The sequence below is a fragment of the Pseudolysinimonas kribbensis genome (genome assembly GCF_039531715.1).
Classification (GTDB): domain Bacteria; phylum Actinomycetota; class Actinomycetes; order Actinomycetales; family Microbacteriaceae; genus Pseudolysinimonas; species Pseudolysinimonas kribbensis.
In genome coordinates this window covers 954,226-975,907 of record NZ_BAAAQO010000002.1, presented here as the reverse complement: position 1 = coordinate 975,907, position 21,682 = coordinate 954,226, and the positions used below count along the sequence as shown (strand labels likewise).

31 protein-coding genes and 1 pseudogene are annotated in these 21,682 nt (G+C 73.1%); 10 read left to right on the top strand and 22 right to left on the bottom strand.

Going from position 1 to position 21,682, the window contains the following annotated elements:
• Nucleotides 1–39 precede the first annotated feature (39 nt).
• From ABD285_RS05500 to ABD285_RS05490, 3 genes are read right to left on the bottom strand one after another with little or no spacing between them, the layout of a single operon-like run.
• Complete coding sequence (locus ABD285_RS05500) at nt 40–1,083, bottom strand: alcohol dehydrogenase catalytic domain-containing protein (RefSeq protein ID WP_344201286.1); 1,044 nt, start codon at nt 1,081–1,083, stop codon at nt 40–42.
• Between the two features lie 41 nt (nt 1,084–1,124).
• Nucleotides 1,125–1,853 carry a DUF981 family protein gene (locus tag ABD285_RS05495; RefSeq protein WP_284254272.1) on the bottom strand — a complete coding sequence of 243 codons (729 nt, stop codon included), beginning with the start codon at nt 1,851–1,853 and terminating at the stop codon, nt 1,125–1,127.
• Nucleotides 1,853–2,272 carry a hypothetical protein gene (locus ABD285_RS05490; protein WP_344200914.1) on the bottom strand — a complete coding sequence of 140 codons (420 nt, stop codon included), beginning with the start codon at nt 2,270–2,272 and terminating at the stop codon, nt 1,853–1,855. Before ABD285_RS05490 ends, ABD285_RS05495 begins: the two co-directional genes overlap by 1 nt.
• A gap of 154 nt (nt 2,273–2,426) precedes the next feature.
• Between ABD285_RS05490 and ABD285_RS05485 the strand changes: the two genes are divergently transcribed.
• Nucleotides 2,427–2,900 (top strand): SRPBCC family protein, encoded by a 474-nt coding sequence (locus ABD285_RS05485; protein ID WP_284254270.1) that lies wholly within the window; start codon nt 2,427–2,429, stop codon nt 2,898–2,900.
• A 34-nt stretch (nt 2,901–2,934) separates the two neighbouring features.
• Here ABD285_RS05485 and ABD285_RS05480 read toward each other — a convergent pair whose 3' ends face one another.
• The gene (locus ABD285_RS05480; protein WP_284254269.1) at nt 2,935–3,219 is read right to left on the bottom strand and encodes a hypothetical protein; all 285 of its coding nucleotides are present in this window, start codon (nt 3,217–3,219) and stop codon (nt 2,935–2,937) included.
• 173 nt (nt 3,220–3,392) lie between these two features.
• Between ABD285_RS05480 and ABD285_RS05475 the strand changes: the two genes are divergently transcribed.
• The gene (locus tag ABD285_RS05475) at nt 3,393–3,662 is read left to right on the top strand and encodes a hypothetical protein (RefSeq protein WP_284254268.1); all 270 of its coding nucleotides are present in this window, start codon (nt 3,393–3,395) and stop codon (nt 3,660–3,662) included.
• On the top strand, nt 3,659–3,934 hold the full coding sequence (locus tag ABD285_RS05470; protein WP_284254267.1) for a hypothetical protein: 276 nt from the start codon (nt 3,659–3,661) through the stop codon (nt 3,932–3,934). The genes ABD285_RS05475 and ABD285_RS05470 overlap by 4 nt, the downstream gene beginning before the upstream one ends.
• An 18-nt stretch (nt 3,935–3,952) precedes the next feature.
• On the opposite strand, the gene ABD285_RS05465 is transcribed toward ABD285_RS05470, so the two are convergent.
• Entirely contained in the window at nt 3,953–4,276 is a 324-nt protein-coding gene (locus ABD285_RS05465) for a hypothetical protein (protein WP_284254266.1), read from the bottom strand.
• 76 nt (nt 4,277–4,352) lie between these two features.
• On the bottom strand, nt 4,353–4,706 hold the full coding sequence (locus ABD285_RS05460) for a metalloregulator ArsR/SmtB family transcription factor (protein WP_344200909.1): 354 nt from the start codon (nt 4,704–4,706) through the stop codon (nt 4,353–4,355).
• 221 nt (nt 4,707–4,927) lie between these two features.
• On the opposite strand from ABD285_RS05460, the gene ABD285_RS05455 reads away from it, so the two are divergent.
• The gene (locus ABD285_RS05455; RefSeq protein WP_284254265.1) at nt 4,928–5,326 is read left to right on the top strand and encodes an arsenate reductase ArsC; all 399 of its coding nucleotides are present in this window, start codon (nt 4,928–4,930) and stop codon (nt 5,324–5,326) included.
• Between the two features lie 10 nt (nt 5,327–5,336).
• On the opposite strand, the gene ABD285_RS05450 is transcribed toward ABD285_RS05455, so the two are convergent.
• The 5 genes from ABD285_RS05450 to ABD285_RS05430 are packed head-to-tail and all read right to left on the bottom strand — an operon-like array spanning nt 5,337 to nt 8,655.
• Nucleotides 5,337–5,819: an SRPBCC domain-containing protein gene (locus ABD285_RS05450; RefSeq protein ID WP_284254264.1), complete on the bottom strand. Its 483-nt coding sequence runs from the start codon at nt 5,817–5,819 to the stop codon at nt 5,337–5,339.
• On the bottom strand, nt 5,816–6,139 hold the full coding sequence (locus ABD285_RS05445) for an ArsR/SmtB family transcription factor (protein ID WP_344200904.1): 324 nt from the start codon (nt 6,137–6,139) through the stop codon (nt 5,816–5,818). The genes ABD285_RS05450 and ABD285_RS05445 overlap by 4 nt, the downstream gene beginning before the upstream one ends.
• A 50-nt stretch (nt 6,140–6,189) precedes the next feature.
• Nucleotides 6,190–6,807 carry a D-alanyl-D-alanine carboxypeptidase family protein gene (locus tag ABD285_RS05440; RefSeq protein ID WP_344200901.1) on the bottom strand — a complete coding sequence of 206 codons (618 nt, stop codon included), beginning with the start codon at nt 6,805–6,807 and terminating at the stop codon, nt 6,190–6,192.
• A gap of 55 nt (nt 6,808–6,862) precedes the next feature.
• Nucleotides 6,863–7,942 (bottom strand): sensor histidine kinase, encoded by a 1,080-nt coding sequence (locus ABD285_RS05435; protein ID WP_344200898.1) that lies wholly within the window; start codon nt 7,940–7,942, stop codon nt 6,863–6,865.
• 8 nt (nt 7,943–7,950) lie between these two features.
• The gene (locus ABD285_RS05430; protein WP_284254260.1) at nt 7,951–8,655 is read right to left on the bottom strand and encodes a response regulator transcription factor; all 705 of its coding nucleotides are present in this window, start codon (nt 8,653–8,655) and stop codon (nt 7,951–7,953) included.
• 68 nt (nt 8,656–8,723) lie between these two features.
• Between ABD285_RS05430 and ABD285_RS05425 the strand changes: the two genes are divergently transcribed.
• Nucleotides 8,724–9,230: a DinB family protein gene (locus ABD285_RS05425; RefSeq protein WP_284254258.1), complete on the top strand. Its 507-nt coding sequence runs from the start codon at nt 8,724–8,726 to the stop codon at nt 9,228–9,230.
• 22 nt (nt 9,231–9,252) lie between these two features.
• Here the strand turns inward: ABD285_RS05425 and ABD285_RS05420 are convergent, their stop codons facing one another.
• Nucleotides 9,253–9,447: a hypothetical protein gene (locus tag ABD285_RS05420; RefSeq protein ID WP_284254257.1), complete on the bottom strand. Its 195-nt coding sequence runs from the start codon at nt 9,445–9,447 to the stop codon at nt 9,253–9,255.
• 159 nt (nt 9,448–9,606) lie between these two features.
• Between ABD285_RS05420 and ABD285_RS05415 the strand changes: the two genes are divergently transcribed.
• Together ABD285_RS05415 and ABD285_RS05410 are read left to right on the top strand one after the other, a co-directional pair.
• Nucleotides 9,607–11,019 (top strand): MFS transporter, encoded by a 1,413-nt coding sequence (locus ABD285_RS05415; RefSeq protein ID WP_344200895.1) that lies wholly within the window; start codon nt 9,607–9,609, stop codon nt 11,017–11,019.
• Nucleotides 11,006–11,395 carry an ester cyclase gene (locus ABD285_RS05410; RefSeq protein ID WP_344200892.1) on the top strand — a complete coding sequence of 130 codons (390 nt, stop codon included), beginning with the start codon at nt 11,006–11,008 and terminating at the stop codon, nt 11,393–11,395. The genes ABD285_RS05415 and ABD285_RS05410 overlap by 14 nt, the downstream gene beginning before the upstream one ends.
• A gap of 7 nt (nt 11,396–11,402) precedes the next feature.
• Here ABD285_RS05410 and ABD285_RS05405 read toward each other — a convergent pair whose 3' ends face one another.
• The 4 genes from ABD285_RS05405 to ABD285_RS05390 are packed head-to-tail and all read right to left on the bottom strand — an operon-like array spanning nt 11,403 to nt 15,294.
• Nucleotides 11,403–12,926 carry a hypothetical protein gene (locus ABD285_RS05405; protein ID WP_284254254.1) on the bottom strand — a complete coding sequence of 508 codons (1,524 nt, stop codon included), beginning with the start codon at nt 12,924–12,926 and terminating at the stop codon, nt 11,403–11,405.
• On the bottom strand, nt 12,911–13,678 hold the full coding sequence (locus tag ABD285_RS05400) for an ABC transporter ATP-binding protein (protein ID WP_284254253.1): 768 nt from the start codon (nt 13,676–13,678) through the stop codon (nt 12,911–12,913). Before ABD285_RS05400 ends, ABD285_RS05405 begins: the two co-directional genes overlap by 16 nt.
• Nucleotides 13,679–13,697: 19 nt before the next feature.
• Nucleotides 13,698–14,315, bottom strand: coding sequence for a TetR/AcrR family transcriptional regulator (locus ABD285_RS05395; RefSeq protein ID WP_344200889.1), 618 nt, complete (start codon nt 14,313–14,315; stop codon nt 13,698–13,700).
• 22 nt (nt 14,316–14,337) lie between these two features.
• Nucleotides 14,338–15,294 carry an AraC family transcriptional regulator gene (locus tag ABD285_RS05390; protein ID WP_344200886.1) on the bottom strand — a complete coding sequence of 319 codons (957 nt, stop codon included), beginning with the start codon at nt 15,292–15,294 and terminating at the stop codon, nt 14,338–14,340.
• Between the two features lie 73 nt (nt 15,295–15,367).
• Here ABD285_RS05390 and ABD285_RS05385 point away from each other — a divergent pair, with 73 nt between their 5' ends.
• Genes ABD285_RS05385 through ABD285_RS05375 form a run of 3 tightly spaced genes read left to right on the top strand, consistent with a single transcriptional unit; the run spans nt 15,368 to nt 18,031 of the window.
• Nucleotides 15,368–16,759 (top strand): dihydrolipoyl dehydrogenase family protein, encoded by a 1,392-nt coding sequence (locus ABD285_RS05385; protein ID WP_284254248.1) that lies wholly within the window; start codon nt 15,368–15,370, stop codon nt 16,757–16,759.
• 16 nt (nt 16,760–16,775) lie between these two features.
• Nucleotides 16,776–17,150, top strand: coding sequence for a RodZ family helix-turn-helix domain-containing protein (locus ABD285_RS05380; protein WP_344200883.1), 375 nt, complete (start codon nt 16,776–16,778; stop codon nt 17,148–17,150).
• 56 nt (nt 17,151–17,206) lie between these two features.
• Nucleotides 17,207–18,031 carry a M23 family metallopeptidase gene (locus ABD285_RS05375; RefSeq protein ID WP_284254247.1) on the top strand — a complete coding sequence of 275 codons (825 nt, stop codon included), beginning with the start codon at nt 17,207–17,209 and terminating at the stop codon, nt 18,029–18,031.
• A gap of 30 nt (nt 18,032–18,061) precedes the next feature.
• Here ABD285_RS05375 and ABD285_RS05370 read toward each other — a convergent pair whose 3' ends face one another.
• The 6 genes and pseudogenes from ABD285_RS05370 to ABD285_RS05350 all read right to left on the bottom strand — a co-directional run bounded on the left by ABD285_RS05370 (nt 18,062) and on the right by ABD285_RS05350 (nt 21,679).
• Nucleotides 18,062–18,769 carry an MBL fold metallo-hydrolase gene (locus tag ABD285_RS05370; RefSeq protein ID WP_344200880.1) on the bottom strand — a complete coding sequence of 236 codons (708 nt, stop codon included), beginning with the start codon at nt 18,767–18,769 and terminating at the stop codon, nt 18,062–18,064.
• Nucleotides 18,759–19,433 (bottom strand): Type 1 glutamine amidotransferase-like domain-containing protein, encoded by a 675-nt coding sequence (locus tag ABD285_RS05365; RefSeq protein ID WP_284254245.1) that lies wholly within the window; start codon nt 19,431–19,433, stop codon nt 18,759–18,761. The genes ABD285_RS05370 and ABD285_RS05365 overlap by 11 nt, the downstream gene beginning before the upstream one ends.
• 4 nt (nt 19,434–19,437) lie before the next feature.
• Nucleotides 19,438–19,482, bottom strand: a pseudogene (locus tag ABD285_RS16980) (hypothetical protein); the annotation flags it as partial.
• A gap of 6 nt (nt 19,483–19,488) precedes the next feature.
• Nucleotides 19,489–20,655, bottom strand: coding sequence for an RNA polymerase sigma factor (locus ABD285_RS05360; protein WP_344200877.1), 1,167 nt, complete (start codon nt 20,653–20,655; stop codon nt 19,489–19,491).
• A 50-nt stretch (nt 20,656–20,705) separates the two neighbouring features.
• Nucleotides 20,706–21,044, bottom strand: coding sequence for a YciI family protein (locus tag ABD285_RS05355; protein ID WP_344200874.1), 339 nt, complete (start codon nt 21,042–21,044; stop codon nt 20,706–20,708).
• Between the two features lie 32 nt (nt 21,045–21,076).
• The gene (locus tag ABD285_RS05350) at nt 21,077–21,679 is read right to left on the bottom strand and encodes a dihydrofolate reductase family protein (protein WP_284254243.1); all 603 of its coding nucleotides are present in this window, start codon (nt 21,677–21,679) and stop codon (nt 21,077–21,079) included.
• Nucleotides 21,680–21,682 lie beyond the last annotated feature (3 nt).

Sequence of the window (21,682 nt, the reverse complement as noted above, 5' to 3'; positions counted from 1 at the left end):
TCCCGGCCGCCGACGGGGACCGCCGGACGCCGGCCGGCGTCAGGGGCGGATCATCGTGACGCCCGGTCCCGCCGATCCACGCGACCCGAGGGCGACGAGTGCCGCGGGCACCTCCTGGAGCCCGATGCGCCTCGAGACCAGCGACTGCGGCCGCAGGCCGCCCGAGCGCGCGAGCTCTAGCAGGCGCGGGTAGTCGGCGGCGGCCATGCCGTGGCTGCCGAGCACCGTGAGCTCCCGGGCGATGACCTCGCCCATCGGCACCGGAGGTTCCGGAGGCAGCAGCCCGATCTGCAGGAGCCGGCCACCGCTCGCGAGCGTGCGCAACCCGGTGGCGAGGGTGGCGGGGCGTCCGAGCGCCTCGACGACGACCTCCGGGGCGCCGCCGGCGGCATCCCGGATCGCGCCGGGCACCGCGGGGTCGTCGAGCCCGGCGATGTCGACGGTCGCCGCCGCGCCCGCGCCGCGGGCCAGCTCGAGCGCCGCCGCGGAGACGTCGACGGCGATGACCCGCGCGCCGAGCGCCGACGCGATGAGGATCGCCGACAGGCCGACGCCGCCGCAGCCGAGCACGGCCACCGTCTCGCCCGCACGCAGCCGCGCGCGATCGACCAGGCCCCGGTAGGCGGTCGCGAACCGGCATCCCAGCAGCGCGGCGCCCTCGGGGTCGACGTCGTCGGGCACGATCACCGCGTTCACGTCGGCGTTGCGCACGAGCACGTACTCGGCGAACGAGCCGTCGTAGGTGAAACCCGGCTGCTGCTGGAACCGGCACACCTGCGCGCGCCCGCCGGTGCAGTCCTCGCACTCGCCGCAGCCGCACACGAACGGCGTCGTCACCCGCTGCCCGGCCTCGACCCGTCGCACCTCGGCACCGACGGAGGCCACTACGCCGACCAGCTCATGGCCGGGGGTGTACGGCGGATGCACCGTGTCGTCGGCACCGGCCCAGGCGTGCGCGTCGCTGCGGCAGAGTCCCGTCGCCTCGACCCGCACGAGAGCGTCGCGCGCGCCGGGCTCCGGCACCGGAACCTCCCGCACGGTCGGCAGCTCGCCGAACCCCCCGACCCGGACGGCGCGCATCATCACGCTCCCATCGTCGTGCCTCGCGCGGTGCGCTCGCTCCGTTACCGAGGCATCGTGTTGATCACGAGCCCGATGTGGGTGAAGAAGTTGAGCGCACCGAACAGGAGGAAGGCGAGGCCGCTCAGCCCGAGGCAGAGTCCGGTGACCCATTCCAGCGGCGTGAACCGTTCACGTTCCGCGAGCCGGTCCGCCGTGAACGGGAAGAGGATCGCACCGACGCCGCCGAGCGCGAAGAGCCCCGACATGAAGATGGCCTCCACCCACGGCCACGAGGCGAAGGCGCCCGAGATGGGCTCCTCCGGCGGCGCCGCGAACAGCTGGAAGACGAGCCCGGCGATCGCGATCGCGATGAGGGAGAGCCCGAGCCCCCACACGAAGATCGAGAGCGGCGCGACGGCATCCGCGAGATCGCGCGCCGGTCCGGATGCCGCATGCCGGGCGGCACCGCGGCGTGCCCAGAGGAGCACCGCTCCGCCGAGCAGCAGCACCCCGAAGGCGAGGCTCGGCTCGCCGAAGATGATGTCGTCGAACGGGAAGTACTTCGCGAACGGCCAGGTCAGGGTCATGTGCAGCCCCGTCGCCGCGAGGATCAGCCCGAGCACGCCGAAGCTGACCGCGTACCCCTCGTGGTGCACGGGCCGGCCGCGGATGAGCCGCCGCCCCAGATCGACGATCGTGAGCATGGCCGCCCCCGCGGCCACCGACATGATCGTGTTGTAGGTCGGCATCTGCGTCCAGTCGACCGTGAGAGCGGCGTCGGTCGGGATCATCAGCGCACTCGGCGCAGCAGCATGAGCGCGGCCCCGTAGACCAGGTGCGCCCGGAACAGGTGGCGCGCCCGCTCGCCGTCACGATGGGCGGGGGGCAGCACCCCGAGCGCGGGCGCGATCACCTCGTAACCGACGAGCCACAGGATGACGGCCGCCGGCAGCGACGACGGCGGCCCGAACCGGCGCAGCAGCACCGCGAGCACGCCGCCGCTCGCCCCGATGCCGAGGTGCAGCGCCGTGCCGGCCGCGGACACCTGCTCCGCCGACCATCCGGGCCGCAGCCGCGCGACGATCCGAGCCGGCGGGGCCGTGCCGATCGCCTCGCGGCTCTCGCCGCCGAGCATGTAGGCGCTCATGACGACGGTGGCCGCGACACCGGCGCCGACGGCCGCGGGAAGACGTGCGGAGCGAGCGGACATGCCTCGACCCTTCTGTGCCGGGCCGCGGCGCGCAAGGCGGACTCGCGATCGCCCAGGAGACACGCGGGAGGTGGCTGGACGTCACGTCCGAGAGCCGTCCGCCGTCACCGACCGCTGGCTACCGTCGACGGATTCCGACCGAAAGGACGAGCAGATGACGACCGTGGAGAAGTCCATCGACGTGGACGTGCCGATCAGCAGGGCGTACGACCAGTGGACCCAGTTCGAGACCTTTCCCGAGTTCCTCGGCGGGGTCGAGCAGGTGACGCAGCTGGACGACACCCACCTGCACTGGAAGGTGAAGGTCGGCGGGGTCGAGCGCGAGTTCGACGCCGAGGTGACCGAGCAGCATCCCGACGAGCGCGTCGCCTGGCGCTCGACCGACGGCACCACCCACGCCGGCGTCGTGACGTTCCACCGCCTGGGCGATGCCACGACCCGCGTGAACGTGCAGCTGGACTGGGAGCCCGAGGGACTGGTCGAGAAGGCCGGCGCCGTGCTGCAGGCCGACGACCTCCAGATCGGCCGCGACCTCGACCGGTTCAAGGACTACATCGAGAGCCGCGGATCGGCCGACGGCGCGTGGCGCGGCGACGTGGATCGCGCTCCGGACGCCGACGGCCGCTGAGGCGGCGGGGCCGCGGCGAGGCGCGCCGCGGGGATCAGGCGGCGGCCTGCGTCGTCCGGCGCAGACGCGGTCGGCGCAGACGGCGCACGAGCGGGAGGCCGCTCTGCGCCGTCCTCGACGGCGCCGTCTCGAGCCGCTGCCGCGCCCCGTCGAGCGACCCGTTGACACCCACGGGGGCGCCACGGCCGTCGAGCGCGACGAAGCGGTTCTCGATCCGTTCGACGGTGCCCACGAAGTCGCCGCCCCGCGACGCGACCCAGAGGTCGTCGGTCACGGCGGCCCAGAGGATCGGATCCGACGATTCGGTGGCACTGCTCATGTCGTCACGCTAACTTCGCCCGCCGACGACCTCGAGGGTCTTGCGCGACGGGCCCGTAGACAGTAAGTGAACGTGCGCGCGCGGGGTGGCTGCGAGTCGGCTGCGACGGCGCACCGGGCGGCGAGCGGTCCGCTTAGCGTCGTCGGCATCCACTCACCAGTTGGGAGGCCGTCATGTGGAGCAAGGTCATGATCTTCGTCGCGGGTGCCGCCGTCGGATGGCTCGTCGGAGCCCGCACCGGACGGCAGGCGTACGAGCGGGTCGCCGGACGCGCTGCCGAGGCGTGGCGGTCGCCGGGGGTGCGCAGGGCGACCGGCACGATCCGCCGCGCCGTCCGCGACAGGGTGCCCGGCGTGGGCGGCGCCGCGAGCGATGCGCTCGAGGCCGCGGCGGAGGGCGCCGACCGATTCGCTGACCGGCACGCGGCGGACGGCGACCGATGACCGGGGCGTCGCCGATCCGGTCGGACGCGGTCGACATCCAGGACACCCCGAGCCCGACTCCGGATCACCGAGCCGAGCTGATCGACGGGCCCGCGGCCGGCGGCTTCCGCGCGATCGATGTCGACGACACACCCCCGGCGACCCTCGACGTCGAGCTCGACGACGGCACGCATGTCGCGTACATCTACTTCGGCCGCCGCGGCGAGCTCGATCCCCACGCCTACGCCTACGGCTGGGACCGGCAGCCGCCCGCCCTCGAGCCGATCACCTGACCGCGGCGGCCGGCCCCGTCAGGACTCGGGGGCCGCGTGATCGAGGTGACGGACGATCCGGTCGACGAGGTGACGGACGAACTCGACGTCGGCGGGCACGAACGTGCCGTCCGCGTCTTCGATCGCGATGCTGTGCTCGACGAGCGGGCCGACCCCCAGGCGCGCCGACAACGCGTCGTTGAGGGAGAGCAGGTGGTCCGCCTCCCGGCTCCACGCCGGATCGCCCCCGTGGCCCTCGCGCCGACGGTGCAGTCGTCGCGCGCAGATCGAGAGCTCGCCGAGTGCCTGCAGGTACGGAGTGCTGAGCCGCCCCAGAATCGACGGCTCGGCAGGATGCGACATGCTCCGAGCGTCGCTCGCGCGCGCGTGCCGCGGGACAGACAACAGGCAGATCCCAGGCTGCGGCCGGATCCGCGCCTCAGACCGCCGACGCGAGGAACGAGGTCAGGGCGCCCAGCGCTCCCGGCGCCAGCCGGTAGTAGGCCCAGGTGCCGCGTTTGCTGCGCGTGAGGAAGCCGGCATCCATCAGGATCCGCAGGTGGTGCGACACGGTCGGCTGCGACAGGCCGAGCGGGTCGGTGAGGTCGCACACGCACGCCTCGCCGTCGTCGTGGGCCGCGATCATCGACACGATCCGGATGCGGGCCGGATCGGCGAGCGCCTTGACCGAGCGGGCCAGCGACTCGGCGTTGGCGGCGCTGATCACCTCGCGGGTGATGGGGGCGCAGCACGCCGACAGATCACGCAACGGGATGAGCTCGGCGACCGGCATGCACCGATTCTCGCAGATACATTGACAAACGTCGATGTTTAACGCGACGCTCGGTGCATCGACACCCGTCGATGGAGAGGAGGATCGCACCATGAACGAATGCTGCGACCCGACGATCTGCGTGCCGGGCTCGGACTGCGAGACCGACTGCTGCTGATCGACCCGTCCGGGCCGTCGGCGCGCACGGCGACCCGGACCCCTCCCGAGATCGGAGATCCCCCGTGCCCGACGCCACCGTGCTCTTCGTCTGCGTGCACAACGCCGGCCGCTCCCAGATGGCCGCCGGCTACGCGCGGGTGCTCGGGCGCGGGCGGCTGCGCGTGCTCTCGGGCGGCACCGAGCCGGCCGAGGCCGTCAATCCGATCGCCGTCGCCGCGATGGCCGAGGACGGCATCGACATCGCACCGGCCGTGCCGTCGATCCTCGACGTCGGCGACGTGCGCGCCGCGGATGCCGTGATCACCATGGGCTGCGGCGACGCCTGCCCGGTGTTCCCCGGCATCCGCTACGAGGACTGGGAGCTCGCCGACCCGGCCGGCCTGCCGCTGGAGGCGGTGCGTCCGATCCGCGACGACATCCGGGCGCGGGTCGAGGCCCTGGTCGCCGAGCTGGTCGGCTGACGGGACCGGCTCAGGCGACCTCGAGCGCCTCGTACGCCGGGGTGAGCGCCTGCCAGCGCGGCTTCCACTCCGACCCCTCGCCGGCGAGCAGGTGGCCGAGGTCCTCCAGGTGCACCTGCCATCCCGCCCCGTAGAAGTGCAGCTTGTCGACGGGCAGTCCGCGCTCCTCGACCACGAGCCGGGTGCGCGCCCCCTCGGCGGTGAGGGTCGCCTCGACCTGGGTGCCGTCCTCGAGACCGGTGAGCAGCAGCCGGTGCGGCTCCTCGCAGGTCTCCACGCGCATCGGACCCTCCCACTCGCTCGTGAACCGGGCGTGGAAGGTTCCGCCGAGTCGCAGGTCGCCCTCGACCACGGCGATCCAGCGCGCCAGACGCTCCGGCCGCGTGAGGGCCGACCAGAGGTCGTCGATGCCGGTGTCGTACAGGTCCTCGACCCGCACCGCCCCGAGCCTGTCGTCGATGCGCCGCATCGTGCCGATGATCCGGTCGGTCATGTCGCTCTCCGTTCTCTCCTGCCGCGCGCCACCTCGGTGTGCAGCGCGGCGAGTCGTCCCTGCCACAGCGCCCGGTAGGGCGCCAGCCATTCGTCGAGGTCGGCGAGCGGCTCGGTGCGCAACCGGTAGATCCGGCGCTGCGCCTGCTGTTCGACGTCGACCAGCCCGGCCTCCCGCAGCACCCGGAGGTGCCGTGAGACCCCCGGGCGCGCGATCGGGATCACCGCGGCCACCTCACCGGCCGTGGCCGGGTGCTCGCGCAGCAGCTCCACGATCGCGCGCCGATGGCCGTCGGCCAGGGCCTGCCACATCGCATCCATCGGCACCAACGTATCAACTCGTGTACGTAACCACAAGGGTACGCATGCGGTCAGGGACGGGAGCCCGCATCCGCGTACTGGGGCGGGCACGTGCCGCCCGGCGTCGTCGCCAGCTCGTAGTGCCACATCTCGTTGGCGTAGATCTGGCACAACCCGTATCGGGATCCGTGCTGCTGCATCCAGCTGTCGGCGTCGGTGTACCCGATGTCGACCGCGTCGCCGCTCAGATGCCGCGACGACGTGCCGGCGGCCACGTACTCGCTCGCTTCCTGCGCGCCACCGCGCGCGACGGCCTGGTCGCGCAGCCAGTCCTGATAGCGCTGATCGCGCCAGCCGCTCGTGACGACGAAGGCGACACCGTCGGCCTCGGCATCTCGTGCCGCCGCGTGCAGCGCATCCCGCAGCGAGGGTCGCAGGCGGGTGAGCGCGGGCACGTCGTCGAAGGGCGAGATCGGCGCCTGGGGGTCGACGTAGCCGTCGGCCGCATCCGGAGCGTCGCCCGCCTCCGCGACCGCGGTCACGAGCGGGCTCGCGAGCGCGAAGCACACCGCGACGAGGCCGGAGGCCACGAGCAGGGCGACGGCGGGACGCCATCGCCTCGGCGTCTCACCCGTCGAGCGGCGCGAACGGGAAGCGGAGGCGAGGGGATGCTGCATCCTCGATGGCATCAGAGCAGCCGTCTCGCCGGCGTTCGCGGTTTCGGATACGTGCGCGATAGGCGCCTCAGCGGACCGCCCGCGGCGCCGGGAAGGTCACCCGTGCGGTGAGCCCGCCCTGCGCTCGCGGCACCAGCCGCAGTGCCGCGCCGTGCACCTCCGCGATGCGCGCGACGAGGGCGAGCCCGAGGCCGCTGCCCTCGCCGGCCGCCCGGCCGGCTCCCGCGGCGACCCGCCCCGCCCCCCGCACGAAGGGCTCGGTCAGGGTGCCCACCACCTCCGGCGGCACGACCGGTCCGGTGTTGACGACCGTGACCTCGACCGCGCCCGAGTCGTCGGAGCGCGTCGTCACCTCCACGTCGCCGCCCGGAGCGTTGTGCCGGATGCCGTTCAGCACGAGGTTGCCGACGAGCTGGCGCACGAGCGCCGTGCGCCCGTCGATGTCGCCCTCGCCGAGCGTCGTCGTGACGCTCACCCCCGACGCCCGGGCGATCGGGCGCAGCTCCTCCACGACGTCGGCCGTGAGGTCCGCGAGATCGACCGGCTCGTCGAGCACCTCGGGCAGGTAGTCGAGCGACGCGAGGGTCAGCAGTGCCGCCACCGTCTCGGCACCGCGACGGTTCGTCTCGTCGAGCCGGCGCAGCAGTTCGGGCATGTCGACCCCGTCGGGGTCGGCCTGTGCGACATCGATCATCGAGCGGCTGATCGCGTACGGGGTGCGCAGCTCGTGGGACGCGTTCGCCGTGAACCGCCGCTGCTCCTCGAACGCGTGCTGCAGGCGGTCGAGCATCGAGTCGAACGTGTCGGCGAGCTGGTGGAACTCGTCGTGCGGCCCCGTCATCGCCACGCGGTCGTCGAGCGACCCGGCGGCGACGCGCTGCGCGACCGCATTGATGCGCCCGAGCGGTCGCAGCATCCGGCCGCTCAGCAACCAGCCGCCGACCAGGCCGATCACGAGCAGCACTCCCGCGACCTGCCAGAGCCGTGGCCACACGGCCCGGAACAGGTCGTCGCGCCCCGGCAGGAATCCGTCCCTGCCGCGCAGGCCTGTGGCGAGCGGCACGAAATGCAGCACGTAGAGGATGAGCGCGAACATCGCGGCCGCCGCGACGAGCAGGAAGACCGCGTAGCTCAGGGTCAACCGCATCCGGGCGCTCATCGGGCCGCCCCGCTCGCATCGTCGCGATCGGGGTCGCGATCGGGGTCGGCGAGCCGGTACCCGACGCCCGCGACGGTCTGCACGACGGCCGGATCGCCCAGTCGCTTGCGCAGCGACGAGATCGTGATGCGCACGGCGTTCGTGAACGGATCGGCGTTCTCGTCCCACGCGCGCTCGAGCAGGGTCTCGGCGCTGACGACCCCGCCCCGCGCCTGGATCAGCAGATGCAGCACCGAGAACTGCTTGCGCGTGAGTGCGACGTACCGGTCGTCGCGATAGACCTCGCGGCGGAACGGGTCGAGCCGCAGCCCCGCGAACTCGAGCACCGGCGGCGCGCCCTCCGCGGGCCGGCGCGCGAGCGCGCGCAGCCGCATCACGAGCTCCCGCATCTCGAACGGCTTCGTGACGTAGTCGTCGGCGCCGAGCTCGAACCCGGTCACCTTCGCGTTCAGGCTGTCCGCCGCGGTGAGCATCAGGATGCGCACCGGCAGCTGCTGCTCGACGATCCGGCGCGCGACCTCGTCGCCGTGCACGACCGGGATGTCGCGATCGAGCACGACGGCGTCGTACTCGTTGACCGCCAGCGACTCGAGCGCCGCGCCGCCGTCAGCCGCGAGGTCCGCGGCGATCGCCTCGAGGCGCAGGCCGTCGCGGATCGCCTCCGCCAGGTAGGGCTCGTCCTCGACGATCAACACGCGCATAGCGCGGATCTTAGGCAGCCGTCCTTATCGCGGGCGTATCCGCCGGGTCGCGGGGCTACGGTGACCGCATGACGATCGAGGACTTCGCCGCGCACACCCGTGTGCTGACGCTCCTCACCGCCGACTTCGCTCGCGCCGTCCCGGACGATCGCTGGGACTTCACCCCGTCGCCGGCGGGGTCATCGGGTCGCCCGCCCGCGCCGGGCCGCCTCGGCGACGGCTTCGCGCCGTTCTCGAAGCAGCTCCGGCACGTCGTCTGCGTGCGCGGGGTGTATGCCGACGCCCTTGCCAACGGCAAGGTCGACTGGTCGCGCAAGAACGAGCACTACGGCGGACCCCTCTCCCGTGCGGCGCTCCTGGAGGGCCTCGACGAGCAGCAGCAGAGGCTCGGTGCCCTGCTGGGCGATGTCGATCCCGCCATCTCGATCGATTGGGACGGCTTCCCGTACACGTTCGACCTGTTCGCCGGCGAGTTCGTCCAGCACGAGGCGATCCACCACGGGCAGTGGAGCGTCTACGCCGCACTCGGAGGCTTCGACACCCCGCCGAGCTGGCAGGATTCCTGGGGCCTCTGACCCGCGGCGCCGGGATGCGCGATCAGCGGCGCTGCAGGACGGTCCGTGCCATCTGCAGCGTGGGGTAGTCGCCGAGCCAGACGTCGGCGGCGTCGCGGGTGCGGAAGCGCCATCCGTACTCGGCGATGCTCCCGATGTGGTCCTCGCCGTACAGGCCCCACCAGACCCCGGGTCGAAGCTGCTCCCACCGGTATGCGGGAGCTGAAGAGATGGTCATGATGACCCGATTTCCGTCGGGGTCCGCTGGTCGACGCCCCGGCTGTTCTAACCCCGGAGAATGCGATGTCCGGTAGTCGAAGGCTATCCGCGGCGACGGTCGCCGCCCAGGGGTTGACTATCGCGCGGCGGTGGGGGTGGGTCCGGGTAGCGTGAGGAAGTGAGCACCGAGACCCCCGCCCCGCCCACGGGGATCTGGACCGGTTCCCTGCTCTGGATGACCCTCGGCGCCAACGCCATCATCTTCCTGGCGGCGTTCGACGCCCTCGCGGTCACGACGATCATGCCGACGGTCGCCCGCGACCTCGACGGGGCGACCCTGTACTCGGCCGCGTTCTCGTCGACCCTGGCCGCCGGCGTGATCGGCACGGTCGCATCCGGAGCCTGGGCCGACCGCCGCGGTCCGGTCGCGCCGCTCGTCGCCGCCGTCGCGGTGTTCGTCGGGGGCCTCGTCGTCGCGGCGACGGCCGGCACGATGCCGCTGTTCGTCGTCGGCCGCTTCCTGCAGGGCCTCGGCATGGGCGCCGCGATCGTCGCGATCTACGTGATCGTGGCCCGCGTCTACCCCGCACGAGTGCACACCCGGGTCTTCGCGACCTTCGCCGCGGCCTGGGTCGTGCCCGGCCTGGTCGGCCCGGTCGCCGCCGGGGCGGTGGCCGACGGTCCGGGATGGCGCTGGGTCTTCGTCGGCGTCAGCGTCTTCGTGATCGTGGCCCTCGTCGCGATCGGGCCGTCGCTTCGCCGGTTGCGCGGGGCGCCCATCCCGGCCACGGACGGGGAGGTCGCCCGCCCTCCGGCGAGCGCCGCCCGGATCGCGCGCGATCTCGTGCTCGCGACCCTGCTCGCGTTCGCGGTCGTGGGCATCAGCACCGCCGAGGAGCTGCCGACCTGGGTGGGCTGGATCGTGGCCGCCGGCTGCGTCGTCGCCGCGATCCTGCTCTTCCGGCCCGTGCTGCCGCGCGGCACGCTGACCGCCCGCCGCGGCCTCGGTTCCACGATCCTGCTGCGCGGTGCGATCGCCGCCTCGTTCTTCTCGACCGAGGTGCGCCTGCCGTACCTGCTCCAGGCGCACTACGGCATGAAGCCCTGGGAGGCCGGCCTCATCCTCACGGTCGGCGCGGTCTCGTGGGGGGCCGCGTCGGTCCTCCAGCCGCGGCTGGCCGGGCGGGTCTCCGAGACGCGTGCGTTGATCGGGGGCGCGCTGCTGCTCGTGCTCGGGATCGGGCTGCAGCTCGCGACCGCCGCGCTCACGCTGCATCCGGCCGTCGTGGGCGTCGGCTGGCTGATCGCGGCCGGGGGCATGGGCACGATCTATCCGCGCCTCAGCACCATGATGCTCGGCTACTCGGCTCCCGCCGACCAGGGCTTCAACAGCTCGGCTCTCAGCAACATCGAGTCGGTCGGCGGCGCGACCGCCATCGCGCTCGGGGGTCTGCTGTTCGCCGCGGCCGGGGGCACCGCCGGCGCCGGGTTCTCCACATCGATCCTGCTGTCGTTCGCGATCGCGGTGCTCGCCGTGCCGATCGCGTTCCGCGCCGAGCACCCGCGCGAGGCGGCCCGTGTCTCCGGATGAGCTGCGCGCCTGGTACGCCGACTACCTCGACGTGTGCAACCGCCACGATCTCGCCGAGCTGCGCACGCTGCTCGACCCGGCCGTGCGCCGCGCGCACCTCCCGGGCGGCGCCGACGCCTGGATCGACGACCTGCGCGATCTGTTCGACGCGTTCCCGGACTTCCGGTGGAAGCGGGTGAGCGTGCTCGTCGAGGACGACCGGCTCGCCGCCCACCTGCGCGCCGGGGGTACGCACCGCGGAACGTTCCGCGGCATCCCCGCGACGGGGCGACACGTCAACGTCGCGGAGTTCGCCATCTACCGGATCGCGGAGGGGCGCATCGTCGAGTACGCCGGAACCGCGGACGGAGCCGAGCTGCTCGCGCAGCTGGGCTGACGCCCGGTCAGGCCGCGCTCAGCTGCTCGACGATCGCGACCCCGCGCCGGCGCAGCCGGATGGTCGCGGCACGGCCGAGCAGTCCCGCGGCGAGCAGACCGCTCGCGACGCCCACCGGCACCGCCGCCCACTGGGTCGCCGTCGAGCCGGTGATCGCCCCGGCGATGAGCACCGCCGCGGTCGGCGCGGCGGTCAGCAGCGTGAGGACCATGGCCGCGTAGACCTTGACCGGCCAGGCGGGCGCCGGACCGCCGTTCGCATCGAGCGGCAGCACGGCGACGAGGGAGGCGATCGGCAGGAGGCCCGTGGCGCCCCCGACGATCGCCGGCAGCAGGGCGAGCACCCACGGCCACGCCCAGCCCTGTGCGCTGAGCGTCGTCAGCACGATCGTCGCGATGAGCGCATAGGGACCGACCAGGAGCAGGAACGCCCCCTGACGGCCGCGGATGTCGGCGCGCGCCGCGCCCGGCACCATGAGGGTCAGACGCAGGGCCAGACCGTCGGAGCCGTACAGGTTGCACCCTCCGGCCCCGGCGATGACGACCGACAGGATGCCGGCGAACGGGAGCAGGAACCCCGTGCCCTGACTCAGCTCCGGCACGATGCACACGCCGAGCCCGATGATCGCGGCGATGACGAGGAACGTGAGGCGCAGCGGATCGCGCGCCCACATCCGCAGCTCCTTGCTCACGACCCCGCCCACCGGCGTTCCCGGGAGCAGGCGCCGTCGGGTGGCGCGGCGGCGGCTCGTCGCGGCCAGGTCGCCGTCGAGCCGGCGCGACAGCACGGCCGGCCAGACGAGCGTCAGCGCGGCGAGCAGCAGCACCGATCCGGCGAGCGGCAGCACGGCGCCGAGCAGGTCTCCGGTCGTCGTCGCCCTGACCGCGTCGGCGGCCCACCCCGTCGGCAGGATGCCGAGGATCAGCCCGAGCGCCGGCACCGTGCCCGCGATCAGCGCGGCGGCGACCGACGGCAGGAGGGTGCCGACGACCGCGACGAGACTGATGACGACGGCCACCACGATGGTGCCCATCGCCCGTCGCTGCTGCGAGGCGGGTGGCATGAGCGCCTCGACGACCGACACGAGCACGCTGCTCAGCAGGACGGTCAGGATCGCGCCGAGCGCGCCGACCAGCGCCGGACCGACCCCGCCGTGCGCACCGAGGGCGACGAGCGCGCCGAACGCGATCGCCATGACCACGAGCGCCGGATCGAACAGCCCCGTCACCAGCAGGCCCCGCGCGAGGGTGCGGCGCGGGATCGGCAACGGCCGGAAGAGCTCGAGGCGCGGGGTCGACCCGCCGCTGAACGCGGCGTAGGCGACCCGCCCGACGACCCAGACCGTGACGACCGCGGACACGACGGCGGCCCCCGAGGCGGCGGTCGGATAGGCCGGGACGCCGACGAGCAGGCTGCTGAACGCGGAGAGCAGACCCGCGGCTACGAGGACGATGGCCGACGCCACGCCGAAGCGGGTCGACCGCCGGTGCGCCGCCATCGCGGCACGCATCCGGATCAGGAGGCGAACCACGACAGCTCCGCCCGGTCCACCGACGTGCCGACCAGGTCGGCGAACGCCTCGTCGAGCGTGTGCCCGCCACGGACCTCGTCGAGGCTTCCGGCGGACCGCACCCGCCCGTTCGCGAGCACGGCGACGTGATCGCACAACTGCTCGACGAGCGCCATGACGTGACTCGAGAACACGATCGTGCCGCCGGAGCGGATGAATCCGTGCAGGATCGAGCGGATCGTCGACGCCGAGACCGGATCGACCGCCTCGAACGGCTCGTCGAGCACCAGCACATCGGGTCCGTGCAGGAGCGCGACGGCGAGCGCGATCTTCTTGCGCATCCCCGTCGAGTAGTCGGCGACGAGCCGACCGGCGGCATCCTGCATGTCGAGCACCTGCAGCAGCTCGGCCGAGCGCGCCGTGACGACCGCCGGGTCGAGCCCGCGCAGCAGCCCCAGGTACCCGAGCAGCTCGGCACCGGTCAACCGCTGCGGCAGCGATTCGGCATCCGGCAGCACACCGAGCACGGTCTTGGCGGCGACCGGGTCGCGCCAGACGTCGTGCCCGAGCACCGTCGCCGTGCCCCGGTCCGGGCGCAGCAGACCGACCGCCATCGACAGGCTCGTGGTCTTGCCGGCGCCGTTCGGCCCGACCAGCCCGAAGAACGAGCCGCGCGGGATGGTCAGGTCGACATCGTCGACGGCGACCTTGTCGCCGAAGGTCTTGCGCAGTCCGTGCAGCTCGAGCGCGGCGGGTGCATCCGGGGCGTTCATCGCCCTCCTCATCTCCTGGTCAGCGCGTGACGACGCGCCCGTACAGCTGGGCCAGCTCGGCGCCGAAGGTCGCGAGCTCGAAGTCGGGGTCGGCGCGCATGGCCGTGGTGGCGGCATCGATCGCGGCGCGCAACGCGATCGCGGTCGTGCGGGTCGGCAGCTGCGCGAACTCGCCGGCCGCGACCCCGCCGTCGAGGATCGCCTGCAGGGCCGCGACCGCCTCCCGATGCGAGTCGCGGAAGATCTGCTCCACGCCCGGCGTCGCCCGGGCATTGGCCAGCACCTCGGTGAGCGCGATGATCTCCGCGCGGTGCTCATCGAGGTAGGCGAGGTTCGCGACGATGTACGAGCGCAGCGCCTCGGCGTAGGAGGACGCACCCTGGATCCGGGGGGTCATCCACTCCGCCGCCTGCTGCAGCACGTGCCGGACGACCTCCTGCAGCAGCTCCGCCTTGCCGGCGAAGTGGTACGAGATGACGCCCTTGCTGATCCCGATCTCACCGGCGATCGCCGACAGCGCGGTGGCGGCGAACCCGCGGCCGGCGAGCACCGTGACGGCGGCCGACACGATCTGAGAGCGCCGGGCGGCCTCCGTGAGGGAGCCGGACGGCTGGCGGCCGGCGCTGTTTGACCGCATGGTCAGAAATTAGCACGCTCGGTCAGATCGCGCCGGCCGGCCCTCCGGCTTCGTCCGATGCCGGGGAGGGCGAGGCGGCGGCCGAGCGGCGGAACCGTCCGGGGGACTGCCCGATCTCGCCGCGGAAGGCGCGCGAGAAGCTCGACTCGGAGCGATAGCCCACCATCGCGGCGACCTCGCTCACGCTGAGGTCGGCCGAGGTCAGGAGGTCGGCGCCCGCGATGATCCGCACCCGCGCCAGGAAGTGTCCCGGCGTGGTCCCCGCCTCGCGCCGGAAGCGACGCAGGAACGTCGCGCGCGACATCCGCCCCACCGCCGCGAGCCGCTGCATCGGCCACTCGTCGCCGGGGGCGTCGAGCACCGCGTCGATGACGCGCGCGATGTCGGGGTCGGCCGCACCGGTCCACACCGGAGCCTCCGCGGCGGCGCGCGCCGTCCGCAGCACGTAGGCGAGCAGCACCGTGCAGAGCGAGCTCATGACGGCCGCCGTGCCGCGCCCCTCGTCGAGGGCCTCGGTGCGCAGCAGGGCGCTCAGCGCCGAGAGCAGCGGCTGCTGCTCGGGCGAGCCGAGCGAGACCCGCAACGGCGTCGGCAGGCTGTCGAACAGCACCGCGCCCGCCCCCGGCCCGTACGTGTAATGCCCGCAGTACAGATCGATGGCCGGATGGCCGCCGCCGACGCTGCGGGTCGTCACGAAGACCGGGCCGCGGGTCTCGATCGTGCCGGTGGGGCGCCCCTCCCCGGGCGTCGTCACCCGGTGCGACGATCCGCTCGGCACGATGACGACGTCGCCCGCGGTCAGCTCGAGCACGACGTCGCCCACCTCGAATCGGCACTCGCCCTCGAGCAGCACGTGGAAGGCCGCCTCCCGCTCGCCCTGCCGGTCGATGTCCATGACCGTCGCCGGCGCGAGCAGGCAGTGCTTGTCGAGGGCGGCATCGAGACGGGCCATCCGCAGCAGGCGGCTCAGGGCATCCACTCTTGACACTCTGGGACAGGAAGTCGAGATTGTCCAGCGGGTGCGGCTCACACGCGCGCGGCACCATGGGGACATGGATCACGACAACCAGCTCACCGCCGACGTCATCGTCATCGGTTTCGGCAAGGGCGGCAAGACCGCCGCGCGCGTGCTCGCGGATGCGGGCAGGAGCGTCGTGCTCGTCGAGCGCTCCGCGAACATGTACGGCGGCACCTGCCCCAACGTCGGCTGCGTGCCGAGCAAGATGCTCGTGCACTACTCCGGCGAGCGCCGCCTCGAAGACGACGCCCAGGAGTTCTTCGCGAAGTCGATCGCCGGCGTCCGCGAGCTCACCACCGCGTTCCGCGCCGGCAACTTCGCCGCCATCGACGGCCGGCCCACCGCGATGGTGCTCACCGGCACGGCCCGGTTCCTCGACGAGCACACCGTCTCCGTCGGAGAGGGCGACGATGCCGTCACCGTCACGGGCGCGACGATCCTCATCAACACGGGATCCGAGGCGATCGTGCCCGCCGTGCCCGGCCTCGCCGAGAGCACCCGGCTCGTCAGCAGCACGGAACTGATCCAGAACGACCACCTGCCGCGGCGTCTCGTCGTCATCGGCGGCGGGTACCTCGGCCTCGAGTTCGCGTCGATCTACCGGCACTTCGGGGCCGAGGTCACCGTGCTCGAGAGCGCCGAGCGGCTGCTGCCGCGGGAGGACGACGACGTCGCGGCAGCGGTGACCGGCATCCTCGCCGGCGACGGCATCCGGATCATCACGGGGGCGACCGTGCTCGACGTGCGCGACGAGGAGGCCGGATCGATCGTGCGCTACGAGGTGGACGGCGACTCGGGCGAGGTCGAGGCCGACGCTCTGCTGCCCGCGACGGGGCGCCGCCCCGTGATCGAGGGGCTCGGTCTCGAGGCCGCGGGGGTCGAGCTGACCGAGCGGGGCGGCATCCGGGTCGACGAGCACCTGCGCACGAGCCGGCCGCACATCTTCGCGCTCGGCGACGTCAACGGCGGCGAGCAGTTCACCTACATCTCGCTCGACGATGCGCGCATCGTGCTGGATCAGCTCCTCGGATCCGGCGAGCGCGCCACGACCGACCGGGTCGCCGTGCCGCACACGCTGTTCACCACCCCGCCGCTCGCGACGGTCGGGCTGACCGAACGGCGCGCCCGCACCGAGGGGCGGCGCGTCCGCGTCGCGCGCGAGAACGTGGCCGACATCGTCGCGATGCCGCGCGCGTACGCGATGGAGGAGACGCGCGGGCTCATGAAGTTCATCGTCGATTCCGACACCGACCTGATCCTCGGGGCCGCGCTGCTGAGCATCGACGCGCAGGAGCTCGTGAACACGGTCGCGCTCGCGATGCGCCACGGCATCACGGCCACCCAGCTGCGCGACTCGATCTACACGCACCCGAGCTCGACGGAGGCCTTCAACGAGGTCTTCGACAACATCGTCTCCGAGGCCTGACTAGCCTGGAGAGGTCATGACCCGGCTGCGACCCTCGATCACCGCGCTCGCGGCGGTGCTCGGGGGTCTGCTGCTGTTCGTCGCGCTGCTGGCCGGGCACTGCCCCCGGCCCATCCTGGCTCCGCATCCCGCGACCGCCGCGATCGCGGCCGGGACCGTCTCCCCCGCGGATGCCCTGGCGGTTCCCGCGAACCCGTCCTGCATCATCCAGACCCCGGCGATGGTCGCCGCCTCGCCGACCACCCCGGCGCACCCCCCGCAGCTGGTGTCGGTCGACGACGGCGCCGGCTCGACGACCGGCGCCGGCATCGCGCCGACCTCCGCGTCCTCCCGCGCGCCGCCGCCGCACGGCGTCCCCTCCACGATCGATCTCTGCGTCCTCCGGGTGTAGTCGGGCGCGGCCTGTGCCGTGCCCGACATACATCCGATCGACCGGAGATCACTCGAATGCCCGACCGTCCACCCGTTCCGTCCCCCGCCGCGTTCGCCACCCGCCGTCAGCGCATCGCGTACGAGCGCACCCACCGCGCGACGCGTCCGGCTCGTCCGGAGCGCCCCGTCCGTCCGGAGCGCTCGGCGCGCCCGCGCCACCGCCCCGCCCACGCCGTGCTGGCGGCCGCGAGCGCCCTCGGCCTCATCGCGGTCGCCGCTCTGCCGCTGGTCACCGACATGCAGGACCCGGCGCGGGCCGCCCCGCGCCTCGCCACGGGCACCGGCACCCCGCAGGCCGTCGTCCGCGGCGGCGACGTCGCCGTGCCCGGCGCCCGCGACGGCTACTCGGCCAGCCTGCCGGCGCCCGTGCTGCGATCGGCGACCATCGGCAGCGAGCTGCTGCTCGACACCGGGCAGCTCACCGACCAGCCGTGGGCGCTCCCGGTCGCCGGGCGCATCACCGACGGCTTCGGACCCCGCCCCGACCGCCCGGTCGCCGGGGTCAGCGCCTATCACGAGGGCACCGACCTCGCGACCGCGTGCGGCACGCCCATTCACGCGGCCACGGCCGGCACGGTCGTGCAGGCCGGCTGGAACGGCACCTACGGCAATTGGATCCTGCTCGAGCACGGCGACGGCATCCAGACCGGCTACGCGCACATCGAGAACGGCGGCATCGAGGTCGCGATCGGCGACACCGTGAGCGCCGGCCAGGAGATCGCGCGGGTCGGGTCGACCGGGGCGGCGACCGGATGCCACCTGCACTTCGAGACCCGGATCGACAGCAAGGCGGTCGATGCGGTGCCGTTCATGGCGCGCCGCGGCATCCGGCTCGGGTAGCGATCGCCGTCCCACGCGCGGGTGGGATCGTTACGCGCGCGGACCCCAGCGCTCGTCCGCGGGTTGCTCGCCCCGCTGCACGGCGGCGACGTACGCACGGTCGACCTCGATGCGGGGGGCGATCTCGCCTCCCGTCGCGACCGTCCCGTGCCCGGGGATCACGGCATCCATCCCCGTCGCCGCGTCGGCGAGCAGGTCGAGCGCGGCCGCGTACTCGCCGGCCCCGTCGGCGCCCGCCATCCCGAACATCGGCACCAGCACGTCGGAGAGCATGTCTCCCGCGAGCAGCACGCGACGGTCGGCGAGCAGCACGGCCGCGTGGCCCGGCGCGTGGGCGTCGTGCACGATGAGCTCACCGGGCAGCGGTCCGCCGTCCGCCGGGAGCGGGGTGATGATCCCGAGCAGGTCGAGCGGGATGCCCGGGGCGCTCTCCGCCGCCATCTGCCGCCCGCGGTCCCGGGCCGAGGCGGCGATCCCGGCGTTCACGGCCGTGCCGTAGCGCGGCACGTCGCCGAACCGGGGATGCCACAGCAGGTGGTCCCAGTGCGGATGCGTCGAGAAGCCGGCCACCACCGGGATCCCCAGCGCGTCGACGTCGTCGGCGAGGTCCTCCAGATCGGCGCCGGCGATGCCCGGATCGACGAGGATCAGCCCGTCGTCCGCGCGGACGACGGTGGTGTTGCTCGACACCCACTCGCTTCGGCGCACCCACACGCCGTCGGCCACCTCATGCAGCATCCGGTCCTCCCCGGCTCGTCCACGCTCCTTCAGAGACGACCTCCACCGTGTCGTCCGCCACGACGATCGCGGTCTCGTCATCCATGACGTACGCGGGCAGCCCGACCCGCTCCGCCCACCGCTCGGCGTGGGCGAGCGTGTTGGTCGGGAAGACGTCGAGGTGCGGGAAGATCGCGAAGTCCACGACGCCGAGGGTGCGATCGTCGGGCGCGAGCGGCCATTCGACGAAGTCCTCGCCGATCCGCGGCGTCATCACCATGCTGCCGGCGCTGATCCCGACCCACACCGTGTCGGTCAATTCGGGCAGCAGCTCGGCGAGCCCGGATTCCCGCATCCAGTGGCACAGGTAGGTCGCGTCGCCGCCGTCGACCAGCAGCACGTCGGCATCGCGAACCCAGTCCGTCCAGCGGTCCGTGCCCATGCTCGGCAGGGCGGTGAGCTCGAGCACGCCGACCGACGCCCAGCCCAGACCGGTGAGTCGCGGCGACGCGGAGTCGTCGGCGATGAAGCGGCGCACCGATGCGGGCCCGCACATCGGATGACCCCATTGCGCGGTCGGGATGCAGAGCGCATGGCACGCCGCGATCGGCTTGCCGAGGAGCCGGACGAGCGCCTCACGGATGCTCGGGTTGGTGACCCCTCCGGAGGTGAGCAGCAACTTCACGGCATCAGCATGTCACCCGAAGTGGACAGCGTCCACATGCGGGCGTGCGCCCGTGTCAGCCGGCGTCGAGCTCCTCGCGCCGCCGGCTGAGGAACGCGACCTCGGCCGTGTTGCCGGTCAGCTGCATCGCGGCGTCGTACGCCGACCGGGCCGCGGAGAGGCGACCCGACCGGCGCAGCAGGTCGGCGCGCGCCGCGTGGAACGAGTGATACCCGGACAGTGCCGGCTCCAGTGCATCCAGGATCGCGAGCCCCGCGCCCGGCCCGTCGCGTTCGGCCACGGCGACGGCGCGGTTGAGCTGCACGATGGGCGAGTCGTCGAGCCGCCGCAGCTGGTCGTAGAGGGCGACCACCTGCGCCCAGTCGGGGGCGTCGCCGTCGGTGTGCACGGCGTTGACGGCCGCGAGCAGCTGGTACCGGCCCGGCGCGACACCGGAGGCCAGCCGCTCGCGCACCAGGGCCTGCCCCTCGGCGATGAGGGCGGCATCCCACCGGCGCCGGTCCTGCTCGCCGAGCGGCACGAGCTCGCCGGATGACGACACCCGCGCCGGGCGACGCGCGTCGGTCAGCAGCATGAGACCGAGCAGACCCGTCGTCTCGCCGTCGTCGGGAAGCAGCCCGTGCAGCAGCCGCGTGAGCCGGATGGCCTCGCCCGTCAGCTCGGCGCGCACCGGCTCGGCGTCGGGCGAGGACGCGAGATAGCCCTCGTTGAAGATCAGGTAGAGCACCGCGAGCACCCCCGTGACCCGCCGTGGCAGATCGTCGGCGGTCGGCATCCGGTACGGGATGCCCGCTGCCGCGATCTTCGCCTTGGCCCGCGTGATGCGCGCCCCCATGGTGGTGTCCTGCACGAGGAACGCCCGCGCGATCTCGGGGACGTCGAGGCCGCCCACCATCCGGAGGGTGAGCGCGACGCGCGCCTCCATCGCGAGTGCCGGGTGGCAGCAGATGAACAGGAGCCGCAGGCGGTCGTCGTCGATCGCGCCGACGGGCTCGGGATCGCTGTCGTACACGAGCCTCGCCTCCCTGTGTCGCGCGTCGCGGTCGCTCTCGCGCCGGATCCGGTCGATCGCCTTGCGGGTCGCCGTCGTCGTGAGCCAGGCGCCGGGGTTCGGGGGGATGCCGTCCCCCGGCCAGCGCTCGGCGGCGGTCGCGAAGGCCTCGGCGGCCGCGTCCTCCGCGATGTCGAGGCTCCCGAAGCGCTTGGCGAGGGTGGCCACCACCCGTGCCCACTCCTCGCGGTGGGCGCGGGTGAGGGCATCCCGCGGGTCGATCACTCCGCCGGCGGAGGAAGCAGCGGGCGCACCTCGAGCCGCCGGTTGCAAGCCCTCGAGCCCTCGGTCATGAGGGACAGCGCGACGTCCAGGTCGGGCGCCTCGATGATCCAGAAGCCGGCCGCCCATTCCTTGGCCTCGACGAACGGCCCGTCGGTGAGGATGGGCTCCTCGCCCCGGGCGTCGACGACGGTCGAGACGGTCGGGTCGGCCAGCCCGGCCGCGAACACCCAGTTGCCCCCCGCGACCAGCCGCTGGTTGAAGGCGTCGATCGCGACCGCCTCCTCGGCGGTGCCGGATTCGCTGCGACTGTCGATGACGTTCACCAGGTACTGCATCCCGAAATCCTGCCCTGTGCCGGATGCCGGCGCTACTGCGCCGCCCGGGGGCGCGGCCCGGCGCCCTCCGGCACCTCCCCGTGCAGGTGCGGCTCGTACACGAGCTTCATCGTCCGGCCGTCGAGCACGGTGGACTCGACCAGGTCGAGGTCGAGCTCGGCCCCGCCCTGGAAGAGCGCCGCCTCGCCGGCACTGCCGGAGACGGCGGGGAACATCATGACCTCGATGCGGTCCACGAGGCCGGCGGCGAGCAGGGCGCGATTCAGCGAGATGCTGCCGTGCGAGCGCATCGGCACATCGGTCGTCCGCTTGAGCCGTTCGATCGCCGTCACGGCGTCCTCGTCGATGACCGTCGAGTTCCGCCAGCCGAGCGGCTCGTCGCCGAGCGTGCGGGAGAACACGATCTTCGGCAGCTCATTGAGGCTCGGGTAGTACGGCTCGTCGAACATCGTCACGAACTTCCGGAACTGGCGGAAGGTCGTCGCTCCGAAGACCAGCACCTGATCCTGCGCGAACGTGCGCACGCGATCCTCGACGACCTCCGGTCCCTCCTTGCCCCAGTAGCCCGGCCAGCCCCGGGCCATGCCGTAGCCGTCGAGGCTGCAGAAGAAGTCGACCGTCAACGTGGTGCTCATGAT